At 48.8% G+C, this 13,142-nt stretch carries 12 protein-coding genes; 8 read left to right on the top strand and 4 right to left on the bottom strand.

The window, feature by feature from the left end:
* The first annotated feature begins 205 nt into the window (after positions 1 to 205).
* From IM638_13265 to IM638_13255, 3 genes are all read left to right on the top strand, one after another.
* Complete coding sequence (locus tag IM638_13265; GenBank protein MCA6364003.1) at positions 206 to 604, top strand: OsmC family protein; 399 nt, start codon at positions 206 to 208, stop codon at positions 602 to 604.
* 96 nt (positions 605 to 700) lie between these two features.
* On the top strand, positions 701 to 1,501 hold the full coding sequence (locus tag IM638_13260; GenBank protein MCA6364002.1) for a heparin lyase I family protein: 801 nt from the start codon (positions 701 to 703) through the stop codon (positions 1,499 to 1,501).
* Positions 1,498 to 2,106 carry a hypothetical protein gene (locus IM638_13255; GenBank protein ID MCA6364001.1) on the top strand — a complete coding sequence of 203 codons (609 nt, stop codon included), beginning with the start codon at positions 1,498 to 1,500 and terminating at the stop codon, positions 2,104 to 2,106. The genes IM638_13260 and IM638_13255 overlap by 4 nt, the downstream gene beginning before the upstream one ends.
* Positions 2,107 to 2,189: 83 nt before the next feature.
* Here IM638_13255 and IM638_13250 read toward each other — a convergent pair whose 3' ends face one another.
* Entirely contained in the window at positions 2,190 to 2,450 is a 261-nt protein-coding gene (locus IM638_13250) for a helix-turn-helix transcriptional regulator (GenBank protein ID MCA6364000.1), read from the bottom strand.
* A 454-nt stretch (positions 2,451 to 2,904) separates the two neighbouring features.
* On the opposite strand from IM638_13250, the gene IM638_13245 reads away from it, so the two are divergent.
* Both IM638_13245 and IM638_13240 read left to right on the top strand, forming a co-directional pair.
* A complete protein-coding gene (locus IM638_13245) occupies positions 2,905 to 3,489 on the top strand; it encodes a Crp/Fnr family transcriptional regulator (GenBank protein ID MCA6363999.1) in 585 nt (194 codons plus the stop codon).
* 45 nt (positions 3,490 to 3,534) lie between these two features.
* Complete coding sequence (locus IM638_13240; protein ID MCA6363998.1) at positions 3,535 to 4,311, top strand: hypothetical protein; 777 nt, start codon at positions 3,535 to 3,537, stop codon at positions 4,309 to 4,311.
* Positions 4,312 to 4,315: 4 nt separating this feature from the next.
* Here the strand turns inward: IM638_13240 and IM638_13235 are convergent, their stop codons facing one another.
* Entirely contained in the window at positions 4,316 to 5,059 is a 744-nt protein-coding gene (locus IM638_13235; GenBank protein ID MCA6363997.1) for a hypothetical protein, read from the bottom strand.
* A 162-nt stretch (positions 5,060 to 5,221) separates the two neighbouring features.
* Positions 5,222 to 8,263, bottom strand: a complete 3,042-nt coding sequence (locus IM638_13230) for a T9SS type A sorting domain-containing protein (GenBank protein MCA6363996.1) — start codon at positions 8,261 to 8,263, stop codon at positions 5,222 to 5,224.
* Between the two features lie 216 nt (positions 8,264 to 8,479).
* Between IM638_13230 and IM638_13225 the strand changes: the two genes are divergently transcribed.
* Both IM638_13225 and IM638_13220 read left to right on the top strand, forming a co-directional pair.
* A complete protein-coding gene (locus tag IM638_13225) occupies positions 8,480 to 9,595 on the top strand; it encodes an ABC transporter ATP-binding protein (GenBank protein ID MCA6363995.1) in 1,116 nt (371 codons plus the stop codon).
* Entirely contained in the window at positions 9,595 to 11,205 is a 1,611-nt protein-coding gene (locus IM638_13220; protein MCA6363994.1) for a hypothetical protein, read from the top strand. The genes IM638_13225 and IM638_13220 overlap by 1 nt, the downstream gene beginning before the upstream one ends.
* 145 nt (positions 11,206 to 11,350) lie before the next feature.
* Here the strand turns inward: IM638_13220 and ygiD are convergent, their stop codons facing one another.
* Positions 11,351 to 12,247, bottom strand: a complete 897-nt coding sequence (gene ygiD / locus IM638_13215) for a 4,5-DOPA dioxygenase extradiol (GenBank protein ID MCA6363993.1) — start codon at positions 12,245 to 12,247, stop codon at positions 11,351 to 11,353.
* 302 nt (positions 12,248 to 12,549) lie between these two features.
* Here ygiD and IM638_13210 point away from each other — a divergent pair, with 302 nt between their 5' ends.
* On the top strand, positions 12,550 to 13,122 hold the full coding sequence (locus IM638_13210; GenBank protein MCA6363992.1) for a hypothetical protein: 573 nt from the start codon (positions 12,550 to 12,552) through the stop codon (positions 13,120 to 13,122).
* The last annotated feature ends 20 nt before the right edge of the window (positions 13,123 to 13,142 follow it).

Raw genomic sequence — 13,142 nt, 5'->3', positions numbered from 1 at the left:
TCGGCTTTGTTATGGTGAATTTTTCCCCATCCTGCGTTGCATTTCTTGTCGATACGCTCTAAGTATCGCCTGCGAAAAGCGCCTTGTCTGAGAAAAAATCCACTCATAACAAATCTCAAAAACAAAATTTAAACAGCCTCTTTACTAACTTGAACCGGAACATGTGATATTTTAACTGTTCCGGTTTTTTTTAATTCTTCCTCTTATGGATACTGTAACAGGCCGTATCGGCACCGAAAAATACAAAACACTGCTCAGCAACGGCCGCCACCAGCTTATTGCCGATGAGCCTGAAACAGCCGGCGGCACAGATCTTGGTTTTTCGCCGCCCGAACTGCTTTGCGCGGCACTCTCCACATGTACGTGCGTAACCCTGCGCATGTATGCCGACCGTAAGAACTGGCCGCTTGAACACGTGGAAGCCAACGTTACATTTGAACGCGATGCCCCCAACAACACCAGCGTAATGAACCGTCGCATTACACTGGGCGGACCACTTAGTGACGAACAACGGCAACGGCTGCTCTCTATTGCCGGCCAGTGTTTTATTCACCGCACGCTTACCGGCACAATACAGATTACCTCCTGGCTGGACCAGCCATAACTGCATCATTTTCAATGAATAACCAGCTCTTACACAACATCGGAAGGGCAATTGCGTTTTCCCATCACGCATCATCTATTGCTATATTTACAACTGATGAAACAAACACTTCCGCTGCTTTTATTTCTTGTGTTGTGTATGGCCTGCGGTAAGGTGCCCACACCCGAACCCAACCAGCCCTTTAACTCCTTTAGCGGCGATTTTGAAACAGGCACATTCAGCGGGTTTCATTTTCTTGTGGCAGACTCTGCAGTGAATACTGTAATTGTAAATCAGCCCGTGCGCAAAGGCAGCTATGCATTGCGAAATACCCTGCGCCCAAACGATTTTGTATTTAATGGTTATCGCAGCGAACTGGCGCTGTATCATTGTGCCAGCTATCACAGCGAAGTATTTTATGCCTTCAGCTTTCTGATTGATACGGCTTACAGCGACAGCGCATACAATTTGCTGTGTCAGTGGCAGGATTTGCCCAATTATATTCAGGGCGAAAACTGGGCCCCGGTACCGTATCTCAATGCATCACCACCGCCGCTGGCGCTGGTGTATGTAAACGGAAAGCTGGAACTGAAAATGAATACTGATCCGGGTTTGAATGCACAGCCTTTTCTGGTGGGCAATGCACAACCGGTGGTTAAAGGACAATGGTATGATGTAGTGGCGCGCATGTACTGGAGCGACGATGAAACCGGCTACACGGAAGTATGGCTGAATGGTGCGCAGATTACACCTTTTAACGGTACCGATTACAGGTTCTACCGCCGCAATTTATATACGCGTGGCGGAAATTATTTCAAGTTCGGGCAATATCGCGGGCGCACGGCACCGCAGGCAAACGGAGTGGTGTATTTCGATGAAGTGAAAACGGGTAAATCATATCAGGAGGTGGCGCCATGAAAGGAGTAATGCTGTTTTTGTTGTGGATGATTTGCACGATACTGCCTGCACAGGAAAATGTGTTGCGCAATACACACCAGCTGAGTTATGATGCAGGCACCTTGCGCAACCGCTACATTTATCCGGCCACCAATGTACAATACACAGCGCCTGAGCTGAAGCGTATGCCCGTGCAGCTTTCGGTGAGACTGCGTTCATACGGAGCTTACTGGATTTTCAGTAAAACGGCATACGATATTACACCGCTGGCCAGCTACCGCTTTACATCTGCCGCTTCGCCGTTTGGCTTTGCGGCCGGAGCCGGAGCCGATATCCGCCTGCGGCTGGTGAATGACGAACGCAGCGAAGCCACCAGCAGCGCCGAACCGCTTGTGTTTGCCTCAGGTACATTTGCCTCAAACCGCTTTTATGCAAGGTTGCCGCTGTGGACGCGCTTTTATTCCAATGGAATTTCATTCACGCTCTTGCCCGAAGCCGGCTGGAAATGCGGAAAACATCTCCTGCTTTTTCTAAGGCACGAGCAAAGTCTGCTGCGCATTTACCAGAGTCAGGCCCGCGAATGGCGCGGCGACTGGTTTCTGGGGCTTACCGTTTTCTGGCCGTAAACGTTATAAAAAAACGTTCCCGGCACATCTTACTGGCGACGACCGGGAACATTTATTCACAGATCGGGTCCTGTGCAAGCTGTTTATTCTTCTTCAAAACCTTCGGCAAAAAAATCGGCCAGACTCATACGGTGCGCGCGTACAATGCGTAAGAGGTTACTGAACTGCAAATCGCGGCCATGCTCGTAGGCAAGGTATTGCGCGCGGGCAATATTGTGTTCGTAGGCAAATGTTTCGTGACTACTATAACCGGCGGCTTTGCGCAAATCACGTATCCGTTTTCCAAGCTGCACAATTGCCGGATCGGAAATACCTGATTTACGCCTGGGGCCTCGCTTCTTCATAGTTGCCAGCAAATAAAAACTACATTTTCATAAAATACAACCTCGTTTATTACTGATAATTATGTATAGTATCTTCTAATTAGCCAACAATTTGTTAAAATCACATTGCCGGATGTCGTTAAGAAAAAAGGCAAACAGGTCGGTATTCGCAGCAAAAACAAGCACCCTTTTCGCTTTAATAAAAGCGAAAAGCAAGATTAAACAGTTATGTATGTCGTAAACACAGGCCAGAAGCGGTACAAAATTTTTGCGCTCCGCTGAATTTTCCTGCTGCTTTTCTTCGCGTCTTCTTTTGGCCCGAAAGCGCGATACAAAAACGTTACCGGTGCTAAACCAGATGTGCTGTGAACAGACGTGGTGGTACTTTGTCTCCAATACACCAGCCCTTATGCTTATGAGCGGGATAAGGTTCTTTTCATTACAGATAGGTATCTTGCATCATTAATGAAAAGTCATGTACGAGCAATTACGCCGTCATATTCAATCGCTGATTGAAATTTCTGACGATGAGCTGAACTTAGTTGATCTGTTTTTTGAACGGCAGATCATTCCCCGCAAAAAATTTCTTTTGCAAGAAGGCAATGTGTGCCGGTTCGTTGCTTTTGTTGAGCAAGGCACCATACGCCACTTTCACACAAAAAACGGCAACGAAAAAACTTGTGATATTTCCTTTGAAGGCCGTTGGGTTACCGATTTTCAGAGCTTTAACACACAACAACCTGCGGTAATTAATTTACAGGCAATGGAAGATAGTTCATTGCTAATCATTAGTCGTGATCAATTAACTACTCTTTATACGCAATACCCGAAATATGAAACTTTCGGACGGCTCATTGCAGAACAAATTGCACAAAGAGCCACTGAAATAGCCATGTCGCTGTCTTCTGAGCGTCCGGAGGAACGATTTCGCAATCTTATGCTTAATCAGGCTGATATGTTTCAGCGTGTACCTCAAAAATACATTGCCAATTTTCTTGGTGTAAGTCCCGAAACGCTGAGCAGAATCCGCCTCCGGATACTTAAACGCGAAAAATCTTGACGCTCGTCAACGAATCGGGCAACCTTCGGCACAGAACTTTGCTTCATGAAACAAACACTTATGAAGCATATTTTAATTTTAGTGCTTGCCGGAGCAAGTGTAACGGCATCAGCACAAACAATTTCGCGCAGCAGCGTGGCCGAAGCGGCACAACAGCTGGATGATGTAATGGAGATAACAGACACCGTGAATCTCCGAAACCGTATTGCAGCTGCACAGCAACTGGCTGCGGCATCGTCAGACATGGTTACTCGTTTACGCCTCGGTATTTTGTATCACGAAGCCGCGTTGAACTTCACCTTGCTGGCCAAAACGGGCGATAAAGGGCTTGCAGCCAAAAGCTATTCGCTGCTTGATAGTCTGGCGCAAAAGGCAGATCCCGCAAATGCTTTTCTTCCAATTATTGTTTCATATCGTGCATCGGCGTTGGCACTAATAGCCGGCGAAACAGGCAGTTTGAAGCAGCTGGGAATGGCTTTCGATTTGTTTGAAATTGCGGTAAAGCAGTATGCTCCGGTTTCTGCCCTGCCTGAATTTCTGCGTGGCAGCGTGGCCGAAAACCTCCCCAAATGGATGTTTCGCAAACACCGGTTTGCACGCATAGATATGAATCAGCTCATCCAAAAGTATGAGGCCGACAGCAGCTATGCGACACCTAAACTCATGAGTTTTGTGTACTGGGCCTGGGCCAATCAGCATCAAAAGGCAAAATACCGTACTGAAGCACTGCGCTGTCTGGACAAAGCTATTGCGCTTGACAAGACGGGAAAAGCAGGCAAACAACGAGCCGAGGCACTGAAAGCAAAACTGCTTGGTAAATAGCGGCTTACTTCTTCATCCAATGCACCTGCCCGAACACTTTCGGATCGAAAATGCGTGCATCAAGCGGCTCGTTGGCTTTGCAGTTGGTGTAGAATTCTTCCTGCACCAGCTTGCCATCCATGTAAAAAACAACTTCGGTTTCGCACCAGGCTCCGGCCAGAGGAATATGTTTGCGGGAAATAATTTCTTCGCGGTGCCCGTTGCGGTTACGGATAATGCGCACCACATAACGGTTGGCCAGATCAAACCAGATTTGCGGCGACACGGTATCGCCCGGCAGTGCGCCTACAACCTGCGCCTTGCGGCCCTGCCATGTGGTAGAATGGGTTTTGTTAAGATCATAGCCCATAGCAGCCGTTTTCTTCACCACTGTGTCGGCCGGGTAAAAATACATGCCGCCAAAAAGGAACAGGAGTTCATTTACTTCGGGCATGGCGCGCACCAGTTTCCCCTTGCGGAAAAGATAGGCCGAGTCATTGCGCGAAATATAAGCATCGCCCGAATCGGGACTGCCAAAATCAATGCGGAAAAGATGAGGGTAAATACCCGCTTCATACCACGTTTGCGAGCCTTCCTTGACCCCGTTTTTGTAAAACTGTGTGGTTTGCTCAAACGTAAGTGTGCTGTACCATTTCCCGGCATACACTTTATGCGTACGACGCAGAAAAGATTCGCCGCCGGGAAGCGGTTTTTGTCCGAAAGACATGAGCAGTACTGCTGAGAAAGCCAGAAGAAGAATGCGGTTCATACGCTAAAATACACCAGCCTAAGAAACACACAGCAAAAAAATGAAACTTGCAGAAAAATTTATGTAAATGGGCTTGCTGTGTGGTAAACGGTAAACGCAAAAGCGGCCGTTTCGCCCCCGAAACGACCGCCCTGCTTACTGTGTGGGGAAAAAACTACACAGTTATTGCTTAATGATTTTTTCTGTAATCACCTCGCCGTTGCGTACCATGCGCACCAGATAAATGCCCGGCGCCCAGTCGGCCACATCAATTTGAGTATTGCTCTGCATGGTGCGTGCCGAATAAATTACCTGCCCTGAAGTGTTGTACACTTCAATAGCCGCTTCGGTATCCGCATTGCCCAGCGTTAAAAACAAGGTTTGGTTTACCGGGTTGGGATAAAGTTGCATTGTCGATTCGGCGGCGGCGGCGGCCACCTGGCTCTCGCGTAAAGCCATGCCGTTAGGTACATTATATCGCCACACAAAACTGTTGGAAGTACCCGCTGTAGATGTTAACGGAGAGTTGAACGCAATGTCGTCTTCCATCTGGTTGGTGCCTTTGTACACGCCGTTTACATATACATAGTTTGCATTAGCCGCAATACGGGCTGGCCGGGCAAAATCGGTAAGATCGCTGTTCAGGTACGAATGGTTTTGCCAGCAGGGAGCGGTGGTGTAGCTGCCGTTTACTTCCATGCCCACCACATACATGTGATTTTTGAGCGGAACGGCTGTAGGCAACACGGTGCCGTTAATGCCAAACGTAGTTCCTTCCCACATACCCGTAAGGTAAACCATGCTGCCTGATTGTGTAATATCAACACCATACGCAAACCCGTCAGACATTACCGAACGTACCCAGTTGGAGGCCGGTGTGGTGCTGTTCATGCGCACGGCATACGCACAGGAAAACGATCCGTTGCCCGCCATACCCAAACCGGTGCCGAATGTGCTTGCCACCGCATTGTTGTAGGTGCCGGTGAGCAATACATCATTGGTGGAATATACTTTTACACCCATACCATACGAATTGTTTGTGGTTACAACAGGATCAAAACCGGCCGTGAGTGCGCCTATGTTGTTGGGGATAGCAAGGTTGTTTACATCGGCCATCGACGCTACAAACGCTTCGCTGATGCCGCTGGCACCTGATGCAAACGGTGTAACGTTGGTGTTCCACGAAATATCGCGCTGAAAATGACCGGTTACGGCAACCGTGGTTTTGTAGCTGCTGATGTCGTAAGCCAGAATTGATGAGGAAGACTTCAGCGGTACTACCCACGCATTGGTGAGCGTAGCAGGCGATGAATGTACAAAACAGAAAACACGCACACGGTCGTTGTTGCCCGCTACAGGTGTTTCATTTACGGCTACATACACGCGGTTCTCGGTGATGCCGGTGGCGGGTACAAGCAAACGACCAATGGTAATGTGTGAAGAGTTGTGCGTGTAGGTTGCATCATTTTGAATGGTTTTTACGCCAAGCAAACACCCGTTGAAATCGTAAATGGCAATGTAAATACCGGCGCCTGTGATCGACAAACCAGTGCCACAAACCGGCACACCGGAACCATTTACCGCTGATGAAAATGTGGTCGGGCCACTGAAACGCCCCGTTACCATTACGCTGTTTATTGACGGGCCTGTGCTCATTGATGTACAGGTAACCGAACCGCCGGGCAATGCGGGCACACCTTTGGCTACCCACTCAAGGCCGTTGCAGTTGTCGTACTTGGTTAAGTACATGGCGCCGTTTACATGGCCGGTAATGTTTACTGTTTCAAACTGCGTACTGACTTTAAACTCACCGGCCGAATAGATATCGCCAAACTGGTCGAGGTCGGTCATTACGCCTTTGTCCTGCGTGTTGGTGAGTGTGGTGGTTTTGGGCCACTCGGTTGTGCCTACCGGACCGGCTTTGGCGTCGATGTTGTTGGGGAGCGAGAATTCGCTGTTATTTGTACCTGAGGTAGCAACCTGAATGGCTGTGGCCTGATAGCCCATGTTGGCACAACCCACATTGTTTGGTGTGCTGATTACGTCGATGTAATATGAACCTTTGCGGGTTCTGAAAATTCGGCCATCGGGCGTAAGTTGTAGTTTGGTAAGTTTAGAAGATGAGCTAAAAGGCACGGTTGTATTATAATCGCAATAAGCTGGTGTTACTGAAGGACTACAAGGCACTGTACTTAGATCAAACTGGCGAAGGGTTTCAGCCGCAGGGTCTGTTGCCGATGTGGCCGGATGATTACCGGTAGCATAAAGTACACGCGAATTGGGGCTGAATGAAATACTCCACGGGCAATAAGTGGCAGGCATGGGCAGCGTTTGCAGGTAGCCAAACTCGCCGGTGGCGTCGTTAAACCGATAAAGAAAAACAGAACCCGCATTGCTTGCCGTCCGGTTTGTTACAGCCACAAACTGACGGTCGGGCGAGCATCTGATTTCTTGTATCAAATTGAAACCACCCATATAATCAGATGCAAATCCGGCATTGCTAACAACTGGCTGCGGAGTAACACCGGCTGCGGTAACGAGATAGGCATACAAACTGTTGTTGTTACCGCCAGCAGGCTGGTTGGGAGGAGGAGTAGAGCCAATGGTAGCACCTGGAGTGCCGGGAGGAATAACAACCGATTTAACAATTACCCAATAGTCAGTACCATTGGCGTGCGGAATGGCCGTAAGCGCTTCAGTAGTAAATGAACCGTAAGTGTTCATTGCAAAGCCCATAGACGTTTCGCCATTAATACTATTGCTGCTTGCGTTATATACATCATAAGTAAGCCCGTAGTTAATGTTTCCTGATAATATACCGCGATCAGAAACTGTAAATATGTAGAACTGATCTGCCGGCCCGCCGATTTTGGGCAAAATCAATACGCCTTGTATTGCACTGTTGGTGGCGGAGTTCGGGTTGCCATTCAAACAACCACCACAGGTTAACCCCGACTGTGCATTATAAATGTTTTTACCGTTGGTATAAATCCACAGATTCCCGGCATTGTTACACCATGAGGCGGCGGTTTCTATTGTCGAAATTGTTGGCGCGGGAGTTACGGGAGCCTGTGTGGTAAAATTGTAACTGGCATTCATACCAAATGCCCACTGATTGTATTGCTGGGCATGCGCAAGCGCCGGAAGCGCCAGCAGCATGAGTGCCGTTGCAATCCTTTTCAGGCGCGGTTGTTTTTTGTTTTTTTGTGATCTGAGATTATGCATCGTTTTTTATTTTGAAGTACTTTTCAAATGTATTGCCGCAAATAGCCAAAGTCAGCCGAGATAAATATTCGTGGGTTGCCGGCTGATATTCGGCGGCGGAAGATGTAAATTCGTTTAGTAAATAATCCCACCCGGTTTGATAACGGGGTATAATCCTACAGGTTTCACCCTTTATTGCGCCCGATAGTACTGCGCAACAGATTAACCCGCTTCTTTATGGCACATACGGCCGAACATTACTTACAGCATGGCGATTATGAGCTTGCATTGCGCAGGCTGCTCGACATGTCGCTTGAGAGTAATAATCAGGAATTGATACGCGAGGCAATTGCGATTAGCCGGAACTACCGGGCTACGCTTTCCAGCCACGGAGAAGCGTTTAAAGCGGCTGCGCTCGAATTCTTTTCGCGCTTGCCAAAGCATTTACCTGCGGCTGAAAAGCCTGTGCTGGTGAATGTGCGCGAGGTATCAAAAACATACAGCCGTGGCAACTTCAGCCTAAGGCCGGTGAGCCTGCAACTGAATGCGGGCGAAATTACCGGCGTAGTAGGCGAAAACGGCAACGGCAAAACCACATTGCTGCGCTGCATTGCCGGACAGCTGGCCATAAACGGCGGCACGCTTGAGTATGCGGGGCTGAATGCGCAAAACCACTATGCCGTAAAATCAGCAGTGGCGTTTATTCCGCAGCGTATTCCGCGCTGGTTTGGCCGGCTGCGCGATAATCTTCACTTCTCGGCATCACTCTCCGGCATTACCGGCAGCGAAAACGAGCTGCTGGTTGACTTTATGCTTGAGCGTTTGGGCCTGAGTGAGTATGCCGAACTTACGTGGAACCAGATCAGCAGCGGCTACCGCACACGTTTTGAAATTGCACGCGTACTGCTGATGCGGCCGCAGGTAATGATTCTTGACGAACCGCTGGCTAATCTTGACATCAACGCCCAGCAAACGCTGCTTACCGATTTGCGCTTCCTCGCGCTTTCCTCGGTCCGGCCACTCGCTGTATTGCTTACCTCGCAGCAATTGCATGAAGTGGAAAAAGTGGCCGACCGCGTGCTGCTCATCCGCAAGGGCGAGTGTATTTTCACAAGCGATCAACCTTCGGCGCACACACTCGGTTATGCGCTCGAACTCGAAACCACTTCGCCGCGCGATACCGTTACACTGGCCATGCAGGGACTTGATGCGGAGCTGCAGTTCAACGGCGGCTTCTTCACGCTCGTATCGCACACACACACCGCGCAGGAACTGCTCAGCCATCTCGTGCAGCAAAACATTACCATTACCTACTGCCGCGATATTTCCAACTCCACCAAACGCCTTTTCTGATGAATCGCCTCTTCTCCACCGCCAACGGCCGCCGCCCGCTTGCTCCCGCGTTCATCAACCGGCTCGACAAATGGCTGCTGCTTAATTACCCCACACTCTGGGCCACACGCGTGCATCTTTTCCTCTGGTACGCACTCATCGGCTATGCGGTAATTTACGGCACCTTCTGGATTTTACCCGACGATCCGCGCACACGATCTTCACTCGCAGAACATCAGGTTGTAGTGGGCCTGCTGGCTGCACTGGGCATTATTCTCTGGCTTATTTACCTGCTGCGTTTTAATACATTCAAGCGTTTCGGGCAGCCACACACACTTGCACCCGCACTGCAACTGCTGCTGTTCTGGGCCGTATTCTTTATGGCCGGTTTCAGCATCCTGCTCCCCGCATTTGTAGAAACGCAAAGCGCCCGCAGCGAATACACACCCGACGAACTGACCGATGCGGTGAACCAGATTAATTATTGCGTGAATGTGGCAGAGCATAAATACAACCCGGTTCAACTGGGACGCGATACCGTAATTTTTGTTGCTTCCGAAACTGAGGCAAGAAAAAAAGTGATTCAAAATGAACATTACCGCAACAACAATATGCTTGTGGGGGATACGCTAAATGATACTGTCATTGATGTGCAGTCGCGCTACCGAACAAATGTAACATGGGAACCAGTTGACAATAAAGACGGATGGCTTCAACGCGAAGATACGCTTGTATTACTCGGCGATAGCGGACTGGTTCACTACAGGTGGTTCAATATTATGTATGTATCCGAAAACCAGTCGCCCGATTACTCCTCAGTTCGTCCGCTTACTGCCTATCAGTTATACCACCTCATTTACAAGAAGAAAACAGTGAGCGAAACCGAAGCATTGAGTACGCTGAATAAGCTAAGCCTGAAATTTGCCGGCATACCCATTAGAAACGACTACGGGCCGGAAAGCAACTACAGAAAACGTACTGATTCACTATATGTTCCCCCGCTTAACGAATATCAGGAAGATATTTTTGACAGCTACCTTTTCGATTACCGCTACAATCTTTCCGCTATCGACAACGCCATCGAAAACATTGAGCGTCGGATGTATCGGTACGAGCGGAGCAATTTTCTTTTTACAAATTGCCTTGTACTTGCTTACGTCTCGCTGGCTTTGTCACTTATTCTTCTCATGTTCCGCCACAGTTCGCTCAAAACATTTGCGGCCACATTTCTGGCGGGCACTGTGCTGGCGGTTACCACAGGCGTTGGGCTTGCATTATTCAATGCACGCACAGAAAGTGTGCTGATTACGATACTGGTTTATATTGTTGCTTTTCATGTGTTTTCGCTTGGGCTGTTTGGCGCGCGCAAACGCTCGTTGTGGCATGGCATTACGCTACAGCTGAGTGTGTACAGTGTGTTCTTTATTCCGCTTATTGGTGTGGGGTTGTATTACCGGTACTTGCACAATAACTATCCCGACAATTTCAACTCGCCGCACGATGTATTGTTTAAAAACGAAAGTTTCCACTACGCGCTGGCGCAATGTGGCGGACTTGCATTGCTGCTGGGCTTGTTGCTGTTGTTGTACGGACGGATGATGAGAAAATGGTATGCGCAGCCGGAGGAGTAATGCGGAGACATTTGTTTGCGGTGGCTTCGACAAGCTCAGCCACCGCGACAAGCTCAGCCACCGCGACAAGCTCAGCCACCGAGACAAGCTCAGCCACCGAGACAAGTTCTGCAAACATCACAACTCAGTCACCGGATTGCAGAAGCTACACTTTACCAATAAGCACCGAAGTCATAGTAAGTGACCCGGCCACAGCCACATCGTTGAAGAACGAAAGCTGATCGGTTTTTTCCTGCAGTGCAAGTGTGTAAAGCAGCGGCAGGTAATGTTCCGGCGTAGGCACCGAAAGTTGTACTGCCTGTCCAAGCGATTTATAACCAATAAGTGCCTGATGATTGCCGCTTTCGATGTGTTTTTTGAAAAGGCTTCGTGCCTCAAGCGCCCAGTCGAGGCCGTAGGGCGCATTTAAATCGCCGTTAGCCGGAATTACCAGTCGGCCGAGGTTATGCACCATGTTGCCGCTGCTTACAATGAGCACGCCTTTTCGCCGCAGCACGGCCAGCTCTTTAGCTAAGTCGTAATGATACTGCGGCGGCTGGCTGTAATCGAGGCTGATTTGTATGATCGGAATATCGGCACCCGGAAACATGTTGCGCGTTACACTCCAGCAGCCATGATCAAAGCCCCATTCATGACTATCAGCCACGGTTGTTTTTTTCACTGCGGCTTTGGTTTCATCAACCAGCCACTTGCTGCCTGGGGCCGGATACTGCACATCAAACAAGGCCTGGGGAAAACCGCCAAAATCGTGAATGGTAGGCGGCATGGCCTGCGCAGTTACAAACGTGCCTTTGGTTTCCCAATGCGCCGATACCATTAATATGGCTTTCGGCCGGGGCACTTTCTGCCCCATTGCTTTCATCTCGCGCGAAAACACATTGTCATCAATCGCGTTCATCGGGCTGCCGTGCCCTACAAACAACACCGGCATCGGGTCGGTGGCCGAAAGTGTGTCGGAAAACCGACGTAAATCCTGTAACTGCATGGCGGCTCCTGTTAAGGGCAGCATTCCCATTAAACGTAAAAAATGTTTGCGGTGCATGATGCCGGCGAATTAATTATATGTAGCTACATGCAAATTTCAGCTATTGGATCCAGAAAAGCAAATTGCTTACTTTTTTGTAGAAGCATCTGGCCAATTATTGCTTGCTTTGATCAACAATAATGCGCTGAAATGATTAATTATTTTATTGCGATAATTATAGTTATAGCTTGATTAGCAGTTTTTTAAATACTAAAAATGCCGTTATTTGAAAAAATCCTCCCACACATAGCCAATCGCGCGTTTGGCTGCATGAAATGAATGACGGAAGAACAGAATGATTACTCTAAATTTGATGCGCAATGAAAAAATGCCGGTGCTTTTCCTTACTTATCGGAATTCTCTTCACTCCGGCACTTTCGGCACAGTGGTATGTAGGCGTTAAACTGATCGGTCTTTCCATTCACCCCAAAAAATCGCCGCACCCGCAATTATATAAAGGACGTATCGACAAAAAGGGGCATTTCGTAATGAATTACGGCATTGCACTTACGTGCGAGTATCGTTTTCATCCTTATATAGCGGTAAAGTTTGGGCAAGCTGTTTTGTCGGACTGCGGCGGAAAGTTTGCCGGAGCCAGCATTCTCACGCTACGCACACAAATGCCGCTGGGCAAGCTGGGAGAGGGAACCATTGGCATGGGCCCGTTTTTCTATTACCGCCGCACCTGGAAAAACATGGATGGTTATGTGGAGCAGGGTATCTTTAAAGAATCGGCAAACAAGCGCTGGCAAACCAAGTTTGTGTGGCATGGCGGCGAGTTGGAACATAATTATCCGATAAACAGCCACATGGATATTTCTACCAATGTGCTGCCCGGAATTCCGGTGGTTTTTGTGGTGATGCCGGGTGTAAGATGGCGTGTAAGCGAGTAAATACGGCCTTTTGCATATTG

It is taken from the genome of Bacteroidota bacterium (assembly GCA_020402865.1).
GTDB lineage: Bacteria > Bacteroidota > Bacteroidia > Palsa-965 > Palsa-965.
Note: the sequence above shows the minus strand (reverse complement) of the source record. Positions and strands in the feature narration are given on the sequence as shown.